The organism is Nocardia jiangxiensis NBRC 101359, assembly GCF_000308615.1.
In the GTDB taxonomy this organism is placed as follows: Bacteria; Actinomycetota; Actinomycetes; order Mycobacteriales; family Mycobacteriaceae; genus Nocardia; species Nocardia jiangxiensis.
This window is the reverse complement of sequence record NZ_BAGB01000076.1, coordinates 156,659-177,373: the sequence shown is the minus strand read 5'-3', so window position 1 is coordinate 177,373 and position 20,715 is coordinate 156,659. Positions and strand designations below refer to the sequence as shown.

At 68.5% G+C, this 20,715-nt stretch carries 16 protein-coding genes; 7 read left to right on the top strand and 9 right to left on the bottom strand.

The window, feature by feature from the left end:
- Nucleotides 1–3 precede the first annotated feature (3 nt).
- The 4 genes from ON40_RS33380 to ON40_RS33365 form a co-directional block, all read right to left on the bottom strand.
- Nucleotides 4–1,554 (bottom strand): adenylate/guanylate cyclase domain-containing protein, encoded by a 1,551-nt coding sequence (locus ON40_RS33380; RefSeq protein WP_174435095.1) that lies wholly within the window; start codon nt 1,552–1,554, stop codon nt 4–6.
- 358 nt (nt 1,555–1,912) lie between these two features.
- Nucleotides 1,913–2,566, bottom strand: coding sequence for a response regulator (locus ON40_RS33375; protein ID WP_040829339.1), 654 nt, complete (start codon nt 2,564–2,566; stop codon nt 1,913–1,915).
- Nucleotides 2,567–2,600: 34 nt separating this feature from the next.
- Nucleotides 2,601–3,797: a MacS family sensor histidine kinase gene (gene macS / locus ON40_RS33370; RefSeq protein WP_051193984.1), complete on the bottom strand. Its 1,197-nt coding sequence runs from the start codon at nt 3,795–3,797 to the stop codon at nt 2,601–2,603.
- A gap of 58 nt (nt 3,798–3,855) precedes the next feature.
- Nucleotides 3,856–5,034 carry an AI-2E family transporter gene (locus tag ON40_RS33365; RefSeq protein WP_245568111.1) on the bottom strand — a complete coding sequence of 393 codons (1,179 nt, stop codon included), beginning with the start codon at nt 5,032–5,034 and terminating at the stop codon, nt 3,856–3,858.
- Between the two features lie 276 nt (nt 5,035–5,310).
- Here ON40_RS33365 and ON40_RS33360 point away from each other — a divergent pair, with 276 nt between their 5' ends.
- Together ON40_RS33360 and ON40_RS33355 are read left to right on the top strand one after the other, a co-directional pair.
- The gene (locus ON40_RS33360; protein WP_051193982.1) at nt 5,311–5,988 is read left to right on the top strand and encodes a DUF1707 SHOCT-like domain-containing protein; all 678 of its coding nucleotides are present in this window, start codon (nt 5,311–5,313) and stop codon (nt 5,986–5,988) included.
- 39 nt (nt 5,989–6,027) lie between these two features.
- On the top strand, nt 6,028–6,834 hold the full coding sequence (locus ON40_RS33355) for an alpha/beta fold hydrolase (RefSeq protein ID WP_051193915.1): 807 nt from the start codon (nt 6,028–6,030) through the stop codon (nt 6,832–6,834).
- 191 nt (nt 6,835–7,025) lie between these two features.
- On the opposite strand, the gene ON40_RS33350 is transcribed toward ON40_RS33355, so the two are convergent.
- The 4 genes from ON40_RS33350 to ON40_RS33335 are packed head-to-tail and all read right to left on the bottom strand — an operon-like array spanning nt 7,026 to nt 13,236.
- The gene (locus tag ON40_RS33350; protein ID WP_040829110.1) at nt 7,026–10,133 is read right to left on the bottom strand and encodes an MMPL family transporter; all 3,108 of its coding nucleotides are present in this window, start codon (nt 10,131–10,133) and stop codon (nt 7,026–7,028) included.
- A 1-nt stretch (nt 10,134) separates the two neighbouring features.
- Nucleotides 10,135–10,905, bottom strand: a complete 771-nt coding sequence (locus ON40_RS33345; protein WP_245568093.1) for an NYN domain-containing protein — start codon at nt 10,903–10,905, stop codon at nt 10,135–10,137.
- A gap of 58 nt (nt 10,906–10,963) precedes the next feature.
- Entirely contained in the window at nt 10,964–11,815 is an 852-nt protein-coding gene (trmB, locus tag ON40_RS33340; protein WP_040829333.1) for a tRNA (guanosine(46)-N7)-methyltransferase TrmB, read from the bottom strand.
- A gap of 59 nt (nt 11,816–11,874) precedes the next feature.
- Nucleotides 11,875–13,236 (bottom strand): lipase family protein, encoded by a 1,362-nt coding sequence (locus ON40_RS33335; RefSeq protein WP_040829332.1) that lies wholly within the window; start codon nt 13,234–13,236, stop codon nt 11,875–11,877.
- Between the two features lie 744 nt (nt 13,237–13,980).
- Here ON40_RS33335 and ON40_RS33330 point away from each other — a divergent pair.
- From ON40_RS33330 to ON40_RS33310, 5 genes are all read left to right on the top strand, one after another.
- Nucleotides 13,981–15,111: a P-loop NTPase family protein gene (locus tag ON40_RS33330; protein ID WP_040829331.1), complete on the top strand. Its 1,131-nt coding sequence runs from the start codon at nt 13,981–13,983 to the stop codon at nt 15,109–15,111.
- The gene (locus tag ON40_RS33325) at nt 15,098–16,624 is read left to right on the top strand and encodes a hypothetical protein (protein ID WP_040829109.1); all 1,527 of its coding nucleotides are present in this window, start codon (nt 15,098–15,100) and stop codon (nt 16,622–16,624) included. The genes ON40_RS33330 and ON40_RS33325 overlap by 14 nt, the downstream gene beginning before the upstream one ends.
- Before the next feature lie 352 nt (nt 16,625–16,976).
- Entirely contained in the window at nt 16,977–18,809 is a 1,833-nt protein-coding gene (locus ON40_RS33320; RefSeq protein WP_040829108.1) for a phosphoenolpyruvate carboxykinase (GTP), read from the top strand.
- A 300-nt stretch (nt 18,810–19,109) separates the two neighbouring features.
- Entirely contained in the window at nt 19,110–19,310 is a 201-nt protein-coding gene (locus tag ON40_RS33315) for a hypothetical protein (RefSeq protein WP_040829107.1), read from the top strand.
- Nucleotides 19,311–19,486: 176 nt separating this feature from the next.
- Nucleotides 19,487–19,774, top strand: coding sequence for a hypothetical protein (locus ON40_RS33310; protein ID WP_040829106.1), 288 nt, complete (start codon nt 19,487–19,489; stop codon nt 19,772–19,774).
- Nucleotides 19,775–19,821: 47 nt separating this feature from the next.
- On the opposite strand, the gene ON40_RS33305 is transcribed toward ON40_RS33310, so the two are convergent.
- A complete protein-coding gene (locus ON40_RS33305) occupies nt 19,822–20,673 on the bottom strand; it encodes a class I SAM-dependent methyltransferase (protein ID WP_083896097.1) in 852 nt (283 codons plus the stop codon).
- Between the last annotated feature and the right edge of the window lie 42 nt (nt 20,674–20,715).

The following is a 20,715-nucleotide window of genomic DNA, read 5'->3' as shown; positions in this document are numbered from 1 at the left end:
GGGTCAGCCTAATGAGTGCGGCCGGACGACAGTAGGGTCACCGTCCGCACCGGCCGTCGGCCAGGCCAGCCGGGTCTTGCGGCGGCGGCCGCGCAGCTGCACCTCCTCGCCCGATTCCCAGTGCGCCTGTTCGTCGAGATCGGCGAAGTACAGGGCGCTGCCCGAGGTCAGCACGCGTTCGGGGCGCTCCTTGGCCAGTTCGGTCAGGCGGGACGCCTCGTTCACCGGATCGCCGATCACGGTGTACTCGAAGCGGTTGGCCGCGCCGATGTTCCCGGCCACGGCCAGTCCGGCCGAGACGCCGATGCCGATGTCCAGGCCGGGCACCTCCCGCAGCGCCTCGCGCAGATCGCGGGCGGCGGCCAGGGCGGCGGTGGGCGCGTCGGGCCGGTCCAGCGGTGCGCCGAAGATGGCCAGTGCGGCATCGCCGACGAACTTGTTGATCAGGCCGTTGTGCCGGTCGATCACGTCCACCACGACGCGGAAGAACTCGTTGAGCAGGCTGACCACCTCGGTCGGCGGGCGTTCCGCGGCGGTCGCGGTGGAGCCGACCATATCGACGAACAGCACTGCCACGAACCGGGTTTCACCACCGAGTTCGGTGCCGTATTCGAGCGCGCGGCGGGCGACCTCCTCGCCGACGTGCTGGCCGAACAACTCCTGCAGCTCGCGACGTTGCGCGGCCTCCTCCATCATCCGGTTGAACCCGACTTGCAACAGGCCGATCTCCGAACCGTCGAACACCTCGACCTGCACATCGCGCGCGCCCTCCTGCACCCGGTCGATGGCCCGCGAGAGCTGACGCACCGGATCGGAGATGCTCGCACCGGTCAGCATCGACAACGCCAGCGCCTGCATGATCACCACACCGCACAGCAGCAGGATCGACACCGCCAGCGACTGCGAGGAGAAATGCACCTGCGAGGTGATCTGCGTCGTGCACAGCAGCACGATCGCGATGACCGGCGCGAAGGTGCCCATACCCCAGGTCATCGCCATCCGGGTGCCGACGCCGGGGGTGAGGGTGTGGTCGAACGTGCCCATCGACAGCGCGTGCGCGGCGACCGGACGCAGAATCCGCTCACCCAGCATGTAGGTGAAACCGAACACGATGGTCGCGGCCATGCATTCGGTGACGATGACCGCGCCCGCGAGCTGCGGCGAGTCCACGATGATCGTCGCGCCCAGCACGGCGCCGCCCACCAGCCACAGCAGCAGATGCAGGATCGACTGACGCAGCGGGGCGTGCAGGGCGGCCATCTGCTCCTGACGGCTGGGCGGTCCGCCGCGCACCTGCCAGCGCATCACCGGACGCAGCATCAGCGCCGAGGCGGTCAGGCTCAGCACGCCGCCGATCACGAAGACCAGGAGCGGAATCAGCAGGCCCGTGCGGCGCACACCGTTCGGGGAACCCTCGGGTGCGGGCAGGCCGTACTGGATGAAGGCGTAGACCAGGATCGCGCCGAAGGCGTTGGCGGCGAGCATGGAGGCCAGGTACAACGGCCAGCGCGTCCGCATGGTCTGCTTGACCGCTTCCAGATGTGTCGAGTCCATGCCTGCTACCGAGAGGTGGGAGGTGCGGCTGGCACGGCTCGCGGGGGCGCTGACACGATCACCAATCTACCGCTGTGTCTTTGGCCTCCGCTTCGCTCCGGCGGGTTCGCGGCCCCCGAAGTCTCACCGATGAGCCCCGTGTCGGGCACTGGTTCCTCGCGCCCGCCACGCGTCTCATCGGCGAGACGGGCCGCGAACTGTGTCTGATTGCCTCCGCTTCGCTCCGGCGGTTCGCGGCCCCCTGAGTCTCACCGGTCGGCCCCGTGTCGGGTACTCGTTCCTCGCACCCGCCACGCGTCCGACCGGCGAGACGGGCCGCGAACGTCGATGCTGGCGATGGTCGGTGCGACCGTGGGCGTCATTCCAGGCCCTGCTCGATGGCGTAGCGGGTCAGTTCCACCCGGTTGGCGAGCTGGAGTTTGCGCAGTGTGGCCTGCACGTGGTTCTCCACCGTGCGGTGGCTCAGGTTCAGCCGGGTGGCGATCTGTTTCGCGGACAGACCCTTGGCGACCAGGCGCAACACCTCGGTCTCCCGGTCGGTGAGGGCGGGCCGGTGCGGCGCGTCGCGGTCGGCGGGCGTACTGGCGATGCGGCGGTACTCGCCCAGGACCAGCCCGGCCAGACCCGGGGTGAACACCGCCTGACCTGCTGCGGTGGCGCGCACGGCGTCGATCAGCTCGGCCGCGGACGCGCTCTTGACCAGATAACCCGTGGCCCCGGCCTTGATCGCGTCCAGCACGTCGGCGCGTTCGGCCGAGGCGGACAGCACCAGCACGCGGCTGTTCGGCGACACCCGCAGAATGTCGGCGGTGGCCTGTGCGCCGTTGCCGTCGGGGAGTTGCATATCCATCAGGACCACGTCGGGTCGCACCGCCGCGGCGCGTCGCGCGGCCGCGGCCACCCCGTCGGCCGTCGCGCTCACCTCGAACCCGGCCTCGGTCAGATCCCGCGACACCCCGTCCCGCCACATCGGGTGATCGTCCACCACCATCACCGAAACATGCTGTGCCATAGGTGTGACGGGCGGCTCGGGGTCCTGGCTCATCTCATCCCTTTCGGGTCGGTCGGTGCCGGGGGAGACGGAATTCCCATTCTGCGCCGTCGTCGGTGCGCAGGTCGGCGGTGCCGCCGAGGGCGGTGATCCGGCCGACGATGGATCGGGACACGCCCATCCTGCCCTGGGCGGCGGCCTCGGCGAGGCGGCCGTCGGGGATGCCGGGGCCATCGTCGCGGACCGAGACGATCACCTCCTCGCCGGTATCCTCCAGCAGGACATAGGCTTTCGCGTCGGGACCGGCGTGCAGCACGGTGTTGGACAGGGCAGCGGCCACCGCGGCGGCGAGTTCCCGGGCGGCCTCGCGGGCGACCGGCACCGGATCCGCGGGCGCGGAGACCGAGACGTCGGGGGATGCCTGGGCGGTCAGCAGGGGGCGCAGATCCTGTTCGGCGGCAGGAGAATCCGGGACGTCGGGCACGGGTGCGCTCTGCTCGGACAGCAACACCCGCAGCGCCACTTCCTGTTCGGCCGCACGCTGCGCCAATTCCGCTGTGCTACCGCCTATCTCGTTGCCGCGACGTTTGATGTAGCTGAGCACCTGCAACACCCCGTCGTGCACCTCGCGGGCGAGTCGTTCACGCTCCCGGGCGGCCGCGGTGAGCAGGGCGGCACGCTGCAGCTGACGGTGTGCGCGGCGGGCGGTGTCGGCCGCCAGGCCCAGCGCCAGGCCCACCGAGACCAGCATCGGCGCGGTCGCATCGGACCACAGATCCAATTCCCACTGCGCGCGAACCACGATGCTCACCGCCGAGATCAGCACACCAGACACGACCCCGCCCACCGGACCGGACGCGATCGCCGCGGAGATCACCGCATTGGCCGCCCACAGCGTCGTCGGCACGGTCTGATGTCCGTGGAACCAGGCGTAATCGGCGACCAGACGGGTGGCGGCCATCAGCGCGATCACCACCAGGTGATCTCCGATCACCACCGTCGTGCGCACCCGTCGTGAGGTGCTGATCCGCCACTGCGACAGCAGCGCCGCCGACACGATCGACCAGAGCACGAGCAGACCGATCAGGACCCAGCTGAGTCCGGGATGCCGGTAGTACGGCGCCGACGCGATCTCCTGGCCGATCGCATACAGCGCGGTGACCAGGCGAAATGCCTGCGCCGCACGCCACAGCGGCGCGGTCGCGCCGACGCCCTCGGGCGTTTGTGGCTCACGTGTCGCGCCGACGGCCATCAGCCGCACCCGTCAGCGCGCATCCTCGGTCCCCCCGGGCTCGGCGTCGGACGTCCCGTCACCGGGATTCTCGAGCGTCGGGATCCTCGGCATCGGAGTCTTCCGAATCGGCCTTGCCCGCAACGGGTTCGGGCAGCCGGTACCGATTCGGATCTGGTTCGTCGGGTTGCGCGTGGAACATCGGCTGCCGCGACGCACCGCTGTTGAGCTCCCGATACAGCTCCTCGGAACTGCCCGACAGCAGCGAGTGGATCGCGGTGTTCATCACCGCGGCGAACGGCACCGCCAGCAGACCGCCGACCAGCCCGTACAACACCACGCCGGTGGTGATCGCGAGCACCACCGCCAGCGGATGGATCCGCACCGCGCGCCCGAGCAGCAACGGTTGCAGCACATGGCTCTCCAACTGCATCACCGCGATCGTGACACCCAGCACGATCAACGCCGTGACCAGCCCCTTGGTCATCAACGCCAGGAATACCGCGATGGAGCCGGCCAGCAGCGAACCGATGATCGGGATGAACGCCCCGATGAACACCAGCGTCCCCAGCGGCAGTGCCAGCGGCACGCCGAGAATGGCCAGGCCGGTGCCGATGCCGATCGCGTCCACCGCGGCCACCGCGACGGTCGCGCGCACGAATCCGACCAGCGTCCCGAAACCGAGCCGTCCGGCGGTGCGCACCCGTTCGCGCTGCGGGGTCGGCACCACCCGGGTGACGAACTCCCAGATCTGATTGCCGCCGTAGAGGAAGAAGATCAGGATGAACAGCGTCAGGAAGGTGCCGGTGAGGAATTCGCCGATCGCGGCCGCGGTGGTCAGCGCGCCGTTGGTCAGCGAATCCTGATTGCGCTCCAGCGTTTTCACGATGGTGTCGCCCGCATTGCGGATCTGGTCGTTGCTCAGGTGCAGCGGGCCGTTGATCAGCCAGTCCTGAATGGATTGGACGCTGGTCTTGAATTCGTTGGCCAACTGCGGAACGCCGGTGACGAACTGCTCGATCACGAAGGTGAACACCCCGGCGATCACCCCGAGCGAGCCGACCAGCGAGACGAACACCCCGATCGAGCGCGGCAACCCCAGCCGCTGCAGCAGATCCACCAGCGGTACCAGCAGCGCCGCCGCCAGCAGGGCGATCGCGACCGGGATGACCACGGTGGCCAACCGCCGGGACAGATAGCCGATCACCACGACCGCCAGCACGATCACCAGCAACCGCCAGCACCATTCGGCGCTCACCCGGACGAACGGATGTACCGAGTCGGCCGCGACGCGGCGGCCGGTCCGGCCCTCGCGCGCCTCGGAGTCCTGCGCATCGGACCCGTTCCGGTCCGAACCAACGTCAGTCACGCGGCCGAGCCTAACCGTCGCGACCGTCGCGGGCACGTGTGCGCACCGGATGGGAATGCCGGTTTTCCGTGCTGTCAACCACACCCTGACCGGGGGCTGTATCGGATCGGAACATCAGGGATTGCCCTGATGTGCGGGGCCTGTGACGTCGGTAACCTCGATGTCATGGCTGGTGAAACGGTTTCCGCCGGGCCGGTTCCCGAGACCGGGGGTGCGGCGGGCGATCGGGATCTGCGGGTCTCGGACGCGGAACGCGAACATGTCGGGATGCTGCTACAGCGTGCGGTCGGGTTGGGGATGCTCTCGCTCGGTGAGTTCACCGAACGGATGGATACCGCGCTGGCGGCCAAGACCCGCGGGGAACTGAACGCCGTGCTGATCGATCTGCCCGGGGTCCGGCTGGTCGGGCAGCCCGATCCGGCCGGTCGGGCGACGCCGTCGTATGCGAAGGCTCCGGGCCCCGCGCCCGCCTCGTCGGCGACCATCCGCTCGCGGATCTCCTCGGTGAACCGCAAGGGCGCCTGGCACGTCCCGCCGACGATGTACCTGAACAACTACTGCTCCAGCGTCAGTCTGGATTTCACCCAGGCGGTGATGTCCACGCAGGTGGTGGAGCTGCGCATGGACGATTTCTGCAGTTCGCTGACGCTGATCCTGCCCGGCGCGGCCACCGTCGACGTCGACGGCCTGGAGCTGATCGGGTCCAGCGTGAACAACAAGGTGCGCACCGGCCCGCCGATCGGGCCGCTGCACGTGGTCGTGCACGGTCGGCTGCGGTTCGGCTCGGTCACCGCCAAACAGCCGCTCGCGATGCAGTGGCGTCGGCTGATGTCGGGATTCTGACCGGTCGACAGGCGAGGTCACGCGGGTATCGTCACCGCCATGGTGCAGCGTGTCGCGGCCGAACCGGATCCGCATTTCCGGGCCGGCCGAGGGGAGCCCGTACTGCTGTTGCACGGACTGCTGCTCACCTGGCAGTCCTGGGGCGCGGTGATCGACGAACTATCCGGTGACCACGAGGTTTTCGCGCCGACGCTGCCCGGTCACTGGGGTGGCCCGGCGGTGTCCGGTCCCGCGACCTTCACCGCGCTGGCCGATTTCGTGGCCGCCGTCATGGACGAGAACGACTGGCCCACAGCACATCTGGTGGGCAATTCGCTCGGTGGCTGGCTGGCCCTGGAACTCGCCGCGCGGGGCCGGGCGCGCTCGGTGGTCGCCATCGCGCCCGGGGGACTGTGGGAGGCGGATGTCCCGGCCACCCAGCAGTTGATCCGCAAGTACCGGGCGTTCGGCCCGGTCCTGGGCGTCGGTGCGGGATCGTCGGCTCCGAGCATGGTGCGCAGCCTGGTGATTCCGCTGCTCGCCCATCGCCCGGCCGCGGTCCCGCACGCCCTGGCCACCGCCTGCGCCGCAGCTCCCGCGCACTGCCATGTCGTCGACGATCTGGCCCAGGACCCCACTCTCGCGAACGGATTCACCGGTCTCGCCGAGATTCAGGCTCCGGTCACGGTGCTGCTCTGCGAACACGATCGCCTGCTCCCGCCCCGATTCCACGGTCGCGGCATCGCCGCGCCCGGCGTCGAATCCCGCACCCTCCCGGGCGTGGGTCACGTCCCGATGCTCGAAGCTCCCGACCTGGTCACCGCAGAAATCCGCACGGCGATCGGCCGGGCTGCGTCGCACGGATAGGGCCTGCGGGACCGCACCCGCATCGTGAATGCCACGCCGCTGTGTGGCGGTCGCCAGTCCTCAGCGATCCGCGGCATCCTGACCGGTTCGGTGGGCGTGCATCTCGGAGCAATGGCGTATTAGCGCCAGATGGCTCATATGCGACATCCGGATCCTCGCCCGTGCGACGGGGATCCGGCCGAACGCACTGCTCACTCGCGGTTCTGGCGGCGCAGTAGCTCGTTGACGCTCACGGTCCGGTTGCTGCCGCCGTGATGCTTGCCCTCGTCGGTGTTCTCGGGCTGGGCGGGGCGGTTGCGCGAGGAGCGCAGGTCGGCCATCCACTGCTCGATACTGCTGCGGCTGGCCTCCTGGCGGGGGTCCGCCGGGGCGGGACGGGTGGCCGGGGTCGGCGTGGTCTGCGCGTGGGCCCCGGCATCACCCGCGGGGACGGCGGGTTCGGCCTCGGTCGGCTCGGAATCGACCCCATCGTGCGGCTGATAACGCTGCGCGCGGGCGGCCGGATGCGGCGGCACCGCGGACTGTTTGGGGCGCGGCGGCAGGATTCGGGGTGTCGTACCGACCTGATCGGCTCCCGCATTCTGTGGCGTCCCGTACTCCGCCTGATCCGACATGCCCGAACCCGGCGGCACCGGCGGACGCGGCAGATTACGCGGCGGTGAGACCTCGGGGGACTGCTGCGTCGCCTCGGGTGCGGCCACCGGGGTGACGCCCGGCAGATTCAGCGAGGACTGCGGCGGGGTCGATGCACTCGCGGGCGCCGCGGTGTCCTCGCCGGATGCCTGCGGGTCGGCCCGCTGCAGCACTCCCGGCGGCGGCAGGATGCGGGACTTCGCGTTCCGCGACTTCCGCGTGTTGCCGGACTTCGTGTCGTCCGACTTCGCTTTGTTCGTCCCCGCGTTGTTCGTCCCCGCGTTGTTCGTCTCCGCATCGTCCGACTTCGCATCGGGCGTCTCCGGAGAGTCCAGCCGCTCGGTCGGCGCTTCCGGGTCGGCGTGCCGAATGAACCTGGCGCGCTTGGGTTTACGACCCGGCTTGGCCGGAGTGCCGTCCGGCATCATCGGGATCTGCATGGTCACCGGATCGGTGACGGGCGTGGTCTTGACCAGGTCGACGACCTCACCGCCGCCGGGACGTTCATCGCCCAGCATCGGCTCGCCCAGACCGATCTTCGCCTGGATCCGCTTCATCCACGCCGGAGCCCACCAGCAGTCGTCGCCGAGCAGCTTCATGGTGGCGGGCACCAGCAGCATGCGGATCACCGTGGCGTCGATGAGCAGCGCCGCGACCATGCCGTACGCGATGTACTGCATCATCACCAGATCGGAGAACGCGAACGCGCCGGTGACCACCAGCAGGATCAGCGCGGCGGCGGTGATGATGCGGCCGGTCTGCGCGGTGCCGGACTTGACCGCCTCGGTGGTGCTCGCGCCCACCGCGCGCGCCTCCACCATGCGCGAGAGCAGGAACACCTCGTAGTCGGTCGACAGGCCGTAGATGATCGCGATGATCAGCACCAGTACCGGCGACATGATCGGTTGTGGCGTGAAATTCATCAGTCCGGCCCCGTGACCGTCGATGAAGATCCAGGTCAGAATGCCCAGCGTCGCGCCGAGGCCCAGGGCGCTCATCAACGCGGCCTTGATCGGCAGCACCAGCGAGCCGAAGGTCAGGAACATCAGCAGCGTGGTCACCAAGACGACCAGCACGACCATCAGCGGCATCCGGTTCAGCAGCGCGTCGACGCTGTCCTTCTGCATCGCCGGTGTGCCGCCGATATAGACATCGACGCCGTCGGGCACGCTCATCGACCGCAGATAGTCGATGGTGGCGTTGGCGTTGTCCGAATCGGTCAGCGTGGTGGAGGTCTTCCAGACGTCCGATCCGGTCGGCGGCTGTCCGGGGACCGCGAACTGACCGGTCAGCCCGGGAGCCTGATCCGCCTGCTGCAGAATCGAATAGATCTTCGTGGAGTCCTGGGTGACGATCACCAGGTTGATCGGATCGGTCCGGCGCGTCGGGAACAGCTGATCGAATTCCTGCTGCGCCACGCGAGTCGGATTGTCCGGCGGCAGATAGGTTTCGCTGATCCCGCCGAACTGCAGATTCTTCACCGGAATGATCAACAGCAGCAGCACGATGCACAGCGGGACCGCCACCTTCAGCGGATGTTTCATCACCCACTGTGTGCTGCGGCCCCAGAAGCCGTTCTCGATCTCCTCGGTGGTCTTGGTCTTGCGGAACCACTTGAGCCCCAACATGTCCACTCGCGAGCCCAGGATGCTCAGGATCGCGGGCAGGATCGTCAGCGAGGCGACCGCGGCCAGGGCGACCGTGGCGATCGTGCCGTAGGCGACGGATTTCAGGAAGCCCTGCGGGAACAGCAGCATGCTCGCACTGGCCGCGATGATCATCGTCGCGGAGAACGCGACGGTGCGTCCGGCGGTCATGACCGAACGTCGCACGGCCGCGCGGGTGTCGTAGCCGTCGGCCAGTTCCTCACGGAACCGGCTCACGATGAACAATCCGTAGTCGATCGCCAGGCCCAGCCCGATCATCGACACCACCGCGCTCACGAACGAGTTCACCTCGGTGAACTTCGTCAGGGCCATGACGATGCCGTTGGCGCTGATGATCGTCAGGCCACCCACGATCAGCGGCAGCGCCGCCGCGACGACGCCGCCGAAGATGAAGAACAGCAACACCGCGACGCCCGGAATCGCCAGGACCTCCATGCGCCGCTGATCCGACGCGATGGTGTCGTTCAGCGTGCCCGCGACCGGTTGCAGACCGGCGACCTGAACATTCACCCCGGGAATGTCGAAGGCGTCGTGGACTTCCCGGTAGTTGTTCATCGTCGAGGTGTCGTCGTCGCCCTTGAGCTCGACCGCGGCGAAGGCGACCTTGCGGTCCTTGGATACGGTGACCGAGGCCGAGTACTGGGCCGCGCCCGGCACGTTCCACGGCGAGACGAAGACCTTGTCGATCTGATCCGGATGCTGCTTGGGCAGATTGGTCAGATTCTCGATGATCGGCTTGTTGAACGACGGGTCGTCGACGGTCTTCCCGTCCGGCGCGGTGTACAGCACGATGACGTCACCGGTGTGGTCGCGGCCGTACGTCGAATCCAGCAGCTGCGCAGCCTGTGTCGACTCGGAGCCGGGATCGTCCCACCCGCTGGAGCTGAGATGTTTGTCCAATCCGAGGCCGAACGCGCCCAGACCGAGCAGCGCGGCAACCATCACGCCCAGTACGACGTAGCGGAATCGGGAGACCAAATCGCCCCAGCGGGTGAACACTTTAAGCGACTCCTTGCGCGGGGCGGGAGGTGAGCAGTGCGGACAACGGCCGGAAGGGCTGCAGCCAGGCACCCTCGTCGGGCAACGACTCGAGGCTGACCCGGGGAAGCGGTTCGCGGAACACTCCCGGGATGTCCTCGAGGTCGATGAACTCGAGGATATCGGACGTCACGGCCCAGCTCGCATGCTCGCGGAATCCGAGCACCTGCACCGGGACGCCGCCTGCGGCGATCTCCTCGAGGGGTTCGCGGAACGCCTGACCGTCGGCGGAGGCGACCATGATTCCGGCCAGACCCGCACCGCGGCGGCGTAATTCGATGTGCGCCAACATATCGCTGTCGACGTCGGAATCCTCGTCGATCTTGGGTTTGGCGAAGACCGCGTAACCGACGTTGCGCAACGCCTCCACCCAGGGCCGCACCACATCGGCGGTGCCGGGGGCGATATTGGTGAACACCGTGGCCTCGGCTTCCACCCGGCCGGTGCCGCCGACGGACAGTTCGGCGGTGCGGGCGAGCAGCCAGCGGCCCAGCGCGTCGAAGCGCGGCCGGTACGCCGCGGTGGGACGTCCGCCCAGGATCGCGCCCAGGCCCATGTCGAGATTCGGCGCGTCCCAGACCAGCAGCACCCGCCGCACATCGGTACCGCTGCCCTGCGGGGCCGATCCGGCGCCGGAGTTCGCCGTGGACGGGGCCGGAGCGCGATCGGAGGGGTTGTTGTGCACCATATCGGTGACGTCCATCACGTCGTGGTCCATCTCGCTGACCGTCATGACAGCGCACCACCGACGGCGGGAATGGCTGAGCTAACTGTTCGCTCGCTTCGCACGCTCATGATCCGATCTTCCCCCAAATCAGCTCTGTGATGTCGCTCCCGGCCCGATGCGCCTTACTTTCGAATTTCGTTACGGGCCGGTCGAAGCCGATCGGAGCGGATTCGGCGAAGCTGTCGCGATCGCCGCCTGCGGCCTCGTTGAGGCCGATGAACTGCGGCTCCGCCGCGCCCACCTCGGCGATGTGCTCGGCGTAACCGGCGTGGTCGGTCGCGACGTGCAGAATCCCGCCGGGGCGCAGACGGCTGGCGATGAGCGTCATCGTGCTGGGCTGCAGCAGGCGGCGCTTGTGGTGCCGAGCCTTGGGCCAGGGGTCCGGGAAGAACACCCGAACCCCGGTCAGTGAATCCTTGGCAATCATGTGTTCGAGGACGTCCACCGCATCGCCGCGCAACAGCCGGATGTTCTCGATGCCCTCGCGTTCGATGCGCTGCACCAATTGCGCCAGGCCCGGCTTGTAGACCTCGATGCCGATCAGGTCGAACTCCGGTTCGGCCTGGGCCATCGCGGCGGTCGCGGTGCCGGTCCCGCAGCCGATCTCGATGATCAGCGGGGCCTGCCGGCCGAACCAGGCCGCCGCGTCGAGCGCGTCGTCCGAGACGTCGCGGCCGATGCGCGGCCACATCCGCGCCCAGGATTGCTGCTGCGTAGCGGTGAGTGCGCCACGACGAGAGCGGAAGCTGGTGACTCGGGGGTGCAGGCGCGAGCCGGTCGGGTGGCCCGGTCCGGTGGGCTGAGCGGCGGCCGGATCCGGCGCGCTGCCGGCACGGTCGACCGCCGTCGATGCCGTGGACCGCGGCCCGGGGACCGGCTCTGCAGTGTGGTTCGCGGCGTCGTTCACGGCGTCCATTGTCCAGTATCGGATGATCAGCACAGCAGGCGACCGCGCAACCCTTCCCGGACGATTGATCAGGCCGCCAGCGTGCGGGCCGGCCTGGACTGCGGGCCCGACTCGCCGCGCAACGGGCGTCCCAGCACGACTCGCGTTGCGGTGACCGTCATTTCGAGCAGACCGCGCCAGCTCGACGAATCGGTCACCACCGACCAGACGGTGCGGGTGCTCGGCTCGGGGACCTCGCGTCCGGCGATCCGGTCGGCGAGCCAGTCCAGCGTCAGCGGCGTGGCCAGGGGCAGCAGGCTGAAATGTTCGCTGAGCCGGTCGCGCAGATAGGTGACGTTCGCGCCGCCGCGACGGTAGCGCGCGACTTGCTCGTCGATGGCTCGGACGGTGATGACCTGGTCGTTCACCGGCTGGATCATGAGCACCGGGCACTTCGGTACGTGGCCGCCCAGGCGCAGGTCGTCGAACATCGCGCGCATCTCCGGTTCGGCCAGCAGCTCTGCCAGCGGCCGGTCCAGATAGTCGCCGACGTCGCGGCCGGTCAGGCGGTGCAGCGCCAGCATCGGTGCGGAGCGGGCGGCCACGTCCAGCAGACGGCGGCCCTCGGCGTTCAATTCGGCGTTCAGTAGTTCGTCCAGCGCCGGGTAGAGCCGGCGCAGCGCGGCGATCATGATCGGCGGGAAGCCGGCGAAACGTCCGCCGTTGAGACCGACGAACACCTGTCCCGGATCGCCGACCGGCGCACCGAGTACCGCGCCGGCGATATCGAGTTCGGGCGCGTAGACCGGCGCCATCTCCACCAGCCAGGATCCGGCCATACCGCCGCCGGAATAGCCCCACACCGCGACCGGAGTCCGCGCGTGCAGGCCCAGCGGCGCGAAACGCAGTGCGGCGCGAATGCCGTCCAGGGACCGGTAGCCGGGTTCGCGCGGCGCACCGAAGTTGCCGTGCGGGCCTTCGTGATCGGCGATGCCGACCGCCCAGCCGCGCCGCAGCGCGCCCGCGACCAGCATCCATTCCAGCTGGGTGATCGAACCGGGTGCGAACGCGCCCAATCGCAGCGCATAGGACGGCGCGCACTGTTCGGCGGTCGCGTCGATCGCCGATTCGAAGGCGAGCAGCGGGCGTTCGACGTCCGGATCCGCGTCGGCGGGCAGCAGGACCGTGGTGATCGCGGCCTCGGGTTCGCCGTTCATATCGGTGCTGCGATAGAGCAGCTGCCAGGCCGAGACCTGCTGCGGGACCAGGCCGAACAGCCCGATTCGCACCGCACGGCTGCGCAGGATGGCGCCGGGCGCGTAGCGGGTGAGGTCTGCGGGAGGTATGAGGAACGGATCCTGCGACGGCAGCAGCGGACGCGCTGCGTCGATCGTGTCCCGGACGCCGGATATCGCGTCGACCCGTCCGATGACGTCCTCGATGACGGTCATCGCAACCTCCTCACTGAGCCTGGTGACCAGGCCGTTTCCCTGCACCCGTCCGCACGGACCGGTGTCGGGCACAGCCCTGCCCCACGTCGGCGGTGCCGCCGACGGCCTCAGAGTAGGCGACCGGGTGATCACCCGAAAACCTCGCCACACCTGAATTGTGCTGTCTCTCAATAAAACAGCCGCCATCCGAGGCCGATTCCCGATTGCGTTCTGTGATCAATGACACAACATCTGCTGATTGATACCCCGGATTCGCGCTGCGGGCGTGTCGGGGATCGCCGGGATCCGCGTTTCGCGGGCAGGATGACGACGTCCGGGCGCGGCGAATCCGGGATCGGACTCGGATCGGACCGGATACGCCACATCGCCGGCGAGATCGACGACGGCTGGGACAGGCGTTCGGTAGGACAGGCGCGAAGTTGTCCACCGATCGGGTCTCGCATGGTTTCCGAGATTCGTCCGAGGTCGAGGCGCTCACGCCGGTGCGGCGAGTGGTTGCGCGGTCGTGATATGCGGTGTCGGTACGCGGGTCGGGGCAGGGCGAAATCCGCCGCACATCATGTTCGGATCCGCACACTGTCCAGGGCTCGGGAGCAGGGCGTTGTCGTCGTGTCGGGTGCGGGTGCGGACGGAGGTTTGACGGGGTGGGTTTCAGGTCCGATATTCGGCGGGGTAGATACGGTGGTCCGTGCCGACAATCCGGGTGAGTTCTGCGAGAATTGCCCGCCGGAAGGGGGTAGTACCGTGCCGACAGACTCCGCGGCAACCAGGCTGGTCGCCGAACAGGGCGGACCCGCACCGGAACTCGACCAGTTGATCGCGAATCTACGCACGGGTCCGGGGACCGATCCGCGGGTGGCCGAACAGGTCGCCGCCGCCGCGAGCGCGTGGCGCCGCCCGGTGCGCATCCAGGTCACCGGCCGCGCGGGCGCGGGCAAATCCACCCTGTTGCAGGCGCTGGCGCTGATCTCGGCCGAGGAGACCACCCCGGTGGACGAACCGGGTCATCCGGATCCGACCCTCGACGCGGATCTGCTGGTCTACGTGCTGTCCTCGGCGCTGCAGCCGGGGGATCGCGCCGTGCTGTCTCGGCTGCCGCGCGATCGGACCGTGGTGGTGCTGAACAAGGCCGATGCCGTCGGTTCCCGCTGGGCCGATGCGGAGGCGGCGGTGGGCCAGTGCGCCTACGAGATGGGTATGGCGACCCTGCCGGTGGTCTCCGAGCTGGCCGTGCGGACCAGATCCGGCACGCCGTCGCAGGAGGATCTGACCACGCTGCGGCGGCACACCGCCACCACCGATCCGACCTTCACGCTGACCGCGGAACTGTTCTGTTCCCCGGGTTTCGGGCCCGATACCGCCGAACGCGAGGCGGTGATCGCGCGCTGGGGCCTGTTCGGGGTGTCGACCGCGGTCTCGGCGCTGGCGCGCGATCCGGATCTGGGGCCGCAGACGATGCGGCAGATACTGCACGCGGTCAGCGGGATCGATGCGGTCCACACCCTGCTGCACCGACGGTACGAGCGGTCCGCCGAGCAGCGCGGCGGCGACTTCCTCGACGAGCTGGCCCGCCTGGCCGCGCGTGCCGGTGGTCCAGGTGCGGGCCGGGCCCGGGATCTGATCGAGGATTATCTGTCCGGTGACGAGGCCCTCTGGACCGGTCTGCGAGCCGGACTGGCCTGTCCGGAGGTCCTACATCTGGCTGCGGGCTATCCGTCGCCGTATCCGGCCGACGCCGATGACGCGATCGCGCGCGCTCAGCGCTGGCGCGCGGTGGTGTCCAGCGATATGCCCGCCACGGCCCGCCGTGCCGCGCTGCGCGCGCACAACGGATACGTCCGGTTGTTCGAGCGGATGAGCAGTGCCGGACTCTGACCCGCCCGCGAGTTTCGCCCCGGCCCCGCTCTCGCCGGAAGCGGAGGCGGTGGTCGGACGCTGGAATCCGCAGGGTGCGGCGTTGCTGCGCGCCGCGAGCGGTCCCGGGGACGCCGGGGCCGCCGCCGTGCTGCCCGCCCCCGAGGCGGTCGCGCTGATCGGCCCCGCCGATGCCAGCACCCTGCTGCTGCGCACCGAGCTGGCCCGTTTCGAACCGTGCATCGCCCTGACCGATCCGATGGTGGATCCGGGCGCCGCACCCGCGGTGGCGCTGCTGCTGCTCGACGCCGGCGCCGCGCTGGGCGCCAGCACCCTGAACGTGGTGTCCCGGCTGAGTTCGGGCGGCACCCGAACCCTGTTCGCCATGAACAACACCCACGCCTACCCGGACTGGCGCGCGGTGCTGGACCGCAACACCGCCCTGCTGACCCAGGTGCTCGGCGCGGACCCGGCCATCGTGCCGGTCTCGGCTCGCCTGTCCGTGGCCGCGCGCCAGTCCGGCGACGCCGCCCTGCTGGACCGGTCCGGCCTGGCCCAGCTGCACACCCGGCTGACCGCGGCGGCCGGCGCCGACGGCGGACCGGACCGCTGGGCCGCGGTCCTGCACCGAGTGCTGGCCGACACCCGGCAGCGCATCGTCGACCAGTCCGCCGAACTGAATTCCGGGGCCGAGGTCGCCCGCCTGCGCGAGGAACGCGCGACGCTGCTGGCCGCCCGCGACGGTGGCCGGGCCCAGGCGATGTCCGCACTGCGCAACCGCATGCATCTGGCCCGCATGGATCTGCTGCACGACGTCGGCGCCCGCATCCGCGCGCTGAACGCCACCGCCAGATCCGACCTCGACCGCCTGGGCCGCCGCGCGACCAAGACCTACCCCGCCGATCTGCAGCAGTCGGTGAATCAACTGACCGCCGAGCTCGATGCCGTCCTCGCCCAGCGCCTGGCCGATCTGTCGCGGCAGCTCGAGGCGGCGACAGGTCCCACACCCGACGCGCCCGCCCGGCCCCCGGTGCCGCGCACCGATCCGCCGCCGCGGCTGGGTCCCGATCCCGAACCGCGGCACCGGGGTGTGGAAGATCACCTGATGATCGCGCTGGGCGCATCGGGCGGATTCGGTCTGGGTCGCCTGGCGGTCGCGCCGTTGACGCTGGTCCCGGCGCTGAACTACGCGACCATTCCGGTCACCCTGCTGCTCGGTGCGGCCGTGGCCTACTGGGTGGTGCGCGCTCGCGGCCATATCGCCGATCGCGCACATATCCGTCAATGGGTCTCCGACGCTCTGGTGAACGTCAAGGCCCAACTCGAACAGCGGGTGTCGACCGCACTGGTGGAGGCCGAATCGCAGCTCACCGATCAGGCGGTGCGCGCGACGACCACGCGCGTGGTCGAAAGCGATCGTCGCGTCGCGGAATTGGAGTCGCGAGTGCGAGAGCTGAATTCTCGCCAGCCCGCACAACTGGCCGCCTGCCGACGTGATCTACAGATCCTCGATTCCGTGCACACGCAGCGATGACGAACGCGGCGAACGTAGTCGATCTTCGCGTCGCCGTGAGTTCGCTGCTAACTCGGCCATAACTCCTTGGCCTGCATATTTCTCGGAAACAGACGTTTCGTGATATTCCTCGCGGCCGCGGTTGGAGAAGATGATGTCGGGGTACCGAGTGAGCAACCCCATTCCGTACTCACCGTCACATCGCGTTAACCTCTTTACCTAAGGAACATCGGCATCCGCTCCTTCTCATATGCCACCCCTGAAGTCGGCGAGACGGAACGGGTGCCTACCGCCAATGGTGGCAGTTCCGGTGTCGTGAGCTGTTCCGGCTGCCCGCTCACGCACCCCGGCCACCCATCTCAGGAGAGTTTTCATGACCTCAGTGACCATTCCTGGTCTTGACGGATCCGATGGCACCGCACCTACCGAGCACGCGGGGCTGCTCGCCTGGGTGCGGGAGGTCGCAGAACTCACCCAGCCCGAACGGGTGGTGTGGGCGGACGGCTCCGACGCGGAGTGGGACGCGCTGACCGCCCAGCTCGTCGAGGCCGGCACGTTCCAGCGGCTCAACGACTCGAAGAAGCCCAACTCCTTCCTGGCGCTGTCGGATCCCTCCGACGTCGCGCGGGTGGAGTCGCGCACCTACATCTGCTCGCGCACCGAGTCCGAGGCCGGCCCGACGAACAACTGGGTCGATCCGACCGAGATGCGCAAGACCATGACCGAGCTGTACCGCGGCTCGATGAAGGGCCGCACCATGTTCGTGGTGCCGTTCTGCATGGGTCCGCTGGGCGCCGAGGATCCGAAACTGGGTGTGGAGATCACCGATTCGGAGTACGTCGTGGTCTCGATGCGCGTGATGACCCGGATGGGCAAGGCCGCGCTGGAGAAGCTGGGAAAGGACAAGCCGTTCGTCAAGGCCCTGCACTCGGTCGGTGCGCCGCTGGCGCAGGGCCAGGCCGACGTGCCGTGGCCGTGCAACGACACCAAGTACATCACCCACTTCCCCGAGGACCGCGAGATCTGGAGCTACGGCTCGGGTTACGGCGGTAACGCCCTGCTGGGCAAGAAGTGTTACTCGCTGCGTATCGCCTCGGCGATGGCGCACGACGAGGGCTGGCTGGCCGAGCACATGCTGATCCTCAAGCTGATCTCGCCGGAGAACAAGAACTACTACGTCGCGGCCGCGTTCCCCAGCGCCTGCGGTAAGACCAACCTCGCGATGCTGCAGCCGACCGTGCCGGGCTGGCGCGCGGAAACCCTGGGCGACGACATCGCCTGGATGCGTTTCGGCGAGGACGGCCGCCTGTACGCGGTCAACCCGGAGTTCGGTTTCTTCGGTGTCGCCCCCGGCACCAACCACAACTCGAACCCGAACGCGATGGCCACCCTGGAGGCCGGAAACACCGTCTACACCAACGTCGCGCTGACCGACGACCACGACGTCTGGTGGGAGGGCCTCGAGGGCGAGCCCGATCACCTGATCGACTGGAAGGGTAACGACTGGTTCCTGCGGGAGACCGAAACCCTTGCCGCGCACCCGAATTCGCGTTACTGCACGCCGATGTCGCAGTGCCCCACGCTGGCGCCGGAGTGGGACGACCCGCAGGGCGTGCCGATCTCGGCGATCCTGTTCGGCGGGCGGCGCAAGACCACCATTCCGCTGGTGACCGAATCCTTCGACTGGCAGCACGGCGTGTTCATGGGCGCGACCATGTCCTCGGAGCAGACCGCCGCCGCCGAGGGCAAGGTCGGCAACGTGCGTCGCGATCCGATGGCGATGCTGCCGTTCATGGGCTACCACGTCGGTGACTACATGAACCACTGGATCAACCTGGGCAAGAACGCCGATGCCACCAAGTTGCCGAAGATCTTCTACGTCAACTGGTTCCGGCGCGGCGAGGACGGCCGCTTCCTGTGGCCCGGTTTCGGCGAGAACTCGCGCGTGCTGGAGTGGATCATCAACCGCATCGAGGGCAAGGCCGAGGCCGAGACGACCGCGGTCGGCAATGTGCCCACCGCCGCGCAGCTCGATCTGGAGGGCCTGGCGGTGGATCCCGCCGATGTGGACGCCTCGCTGAAGGTCGATCTGGACGAGTGGCGCCGCGAGATTCCGCTCATCGAGGAGTGGTTCGAGTTCGTCGGCGATAAGTTGCCCTCCGGCGTGCGTGACGAATTCGAGGCACTCAAAGAGCGTCTGGGCTGAGTCCCCGCCGAAAACCCCGGCCGCCCGCATCGTCTTGTCGACGGTGCGGGCGGTTTTTCGTGTACTGGCACGCCTCTCGTGAGCCGTATGCCGAGCGGTGTGAGTATTCACATCGGTGTAGTAGGGGCTGGATGGGTATGAAACGGGCGGCGGTGCCTTATTCTCGAATGTGTTCTACATCTCATGTCCTACCGGTTCGATTGCGGGAAATTAACTAATCGGCTGAACTGAATGCCTCGCCGTCTCGGCGGAACATTTCCGTCCCACGTCGGCGCAGGCCGACCATGGAGGTGCGTGGGCATGACCGAGCTGGAGTTCGATTCGCCCGTCGTTCCGCAGACAGCCGAGTTCGAGCTGTCGGCTGCGAGTACGCCGATGCGCCGGGCCGCGCGGCAATTGCAGGCGGCGTTGCCGGACGGGTGGGAGGTCGAGGTCGTCGACGCGCCGCGTCGGCCGGGCCAGATTTCGGCGGCGATGTTGCGGGTGCAGACGCCGAAGTGATGCTCGTGCGTCACAGCGACCACGCTGGTTACCTTCAGGCATCCCGAGTCCCGAAACCCTACCTGCCGGTTCGCTTTTGATAGAACGCACTATTGCGTTTCGCCTCGTGGCGGAGCATGCTGATAACTAGCTGCTTTGGCCGATTTTTCAGATGCAATTGCAGGGGAGTCCGAGTCGTGGCGGTGCAAGTAGTCGGTAGATCGTTGATGACCAGTGATCAGACGCCGCACCAGGCAAGATCCGTCGGCACCGGCGGGTGGGTCGTATCCTTCCTGCCCGGCCGCACGCTGACGCTCGAACAGGCGACGGCCGCGTTGCAGGCCGCCGAGGCGGTTGCTGCGGTGCGCGAGTTGTCCTGTTCGGTGGGGCTCACGCCGCTGGAAACGGTGGGGTTGGCGATGCAGGAACCGCCGTGGCCCGAATCGCAGCAGGCCGTGGGGCGCAGGTTCTGGCATCGCTGGTGAGTGCGGCGGCAACCTTCGCGCGGGTCAGCGCCGGAGCACGGCGCGGGTCATCGTTTGACCAGGACCACCACGAGGTTGCTGACCAGTAGTTCCCGGATGCCCGGTACGCGCACCAACCACCAGGCCCAGCGCGGGTGGTAGCGCGGGAAGATGGCCAGCACGTCCGCACGTTCGCTCGCCCGTGCCGCCCAGCGCAACCCGTCGGCGGCGCGCACCGCGAACAGTGAGGTCCCGAAGCGATTCTTCGGCTCGTGACCGGTGCGACGCCGATACCGCCGGGCCGCGAACTCCCCGCCCAGATAGTGCCAGGGCCCGGTCTCGTGCCCGCCGAACGGGCCGGCCCACACGGTGTAGGACAGCATCATCAGACCGCCCGGTCTGGTCACCCGCAGCATCTCCTCGGCCATCCGCCACGGGTGCGGAACATGTTCGGCCACATTGGAGGACAGGCAGATGTCCACCACGTCGTCGCGGAACGGCAGCGCCATCCCCGAACCTCGGACCGCGCCGCGCACGGTCAGACCCGCGGCGTGCATCTCGGTCGGATCCGGCTCCACCGGAACATAGCGCGCACCCGCCGCGGTGAACTCGTCGGCGAAGTAGCCCGGTCCGCCGCCGACGTCCAGCACCGTCGCACCGGTCAGCGAACAGCCGGTGTGATCGCGATAGAAGTCGGCGATCAGCTCGGCGGTATCGACGGCGATCCCGCCGTAGAACAGCGCCGGATCGGTCTGCTCGAATCGGAAACTGCCCAGCAGACGCAGTGATCGGCGCAATGTCGCGCGCCGGGCGAAGCTCGGGGATGCTCGCCTGCCGAACGCGGTGGCGCGGCGGGGGAGTGCGGCGGTGACGCGGCGTTCAGGGGTGGGACGCGTTCCGGTTCGGTCGGCTCGAAGCATGGCTCTTCAAGTTTTCCACAGTGATCCCACAACCTCGAGAGC

Bases quoted from the DNA above. Each gene is read 5' to 3' on its own strand.
- ON40_RS33380 (WP_174435095.1), bottom strand. From the start codon at position 1,554: ATGGACTCGACACATCTGGAAGCGGTCAAGCAGACCATGCGGACGCGC.
- ON40_RS33375 (WP_040829339.1), bottom strand. From the start codon at position 2,566: ATGGCACAGCATGTTTCGGTGATGGTGGTGGACGATCACCCGATGTGG.
- macS (WP_051193984.1), bottom strand. From the start codon at position 3,797: ATGGCCGTCGGCGCGACACGTGAGCCACAAACGCCCGAGGGCGTCGGC.
- ON40_RS33360 (WP_051193982.1), top strand. From the start codon at position 5,311: ATGGCTGGTGAAACGGTTTCCGCCGGGCCGGTTCCCGAGACCGGGGGT.
- ON40_RS33355 (WP_051193915.1), top strand. From the start codon at position 6,028: ATGGTGCAGCGTGTCGCGGCCGAACCGGATCCGCATTTCCGGGCCGGC.
- ON40_RS33345 (WP_245568093.1), bottom strand. From the start codon at position 10,905: ATGACGGTCAGCGAGATGGACCACGACGTGATGGACGTCACCGATATG.
- trmB (WP_040829333.1), bottom strand. From the start codon at position 11,815: ATGGACGCCGTGAACGACGCCGCGAACCACACTGCAGAGCCGGTCCCC.
- ON40_RS33335 (WP_040829332.1), bottom strand. From the start codon at position 13,236: ATGACCGTCATCGAGGACGTCATCGGACGGGTCGACGCGATATCCGGC.
- ON40_RS33320 (WP_040829108.1), top strand. From the start codon at position 16,977: ATGACCTCAGTGACCATTCCTGGTCTTGACGGATCCGATGGCACCGCA.
- ON40_RS33315 (WP_040829107.1), top strand. From the start codon at position 19,110: ATGACCGAGCTGGAGTTCGATTCGCCCGTCGTTCCGCAGACAGCCGAG.
- ON40_RS33305 (WP_083896097.1), bottom strand. From the start codon at position 20,673: ATGCTTCGAGCCGACCGAACCGGAACGCGTCCCACCCCTGAACGCCGC.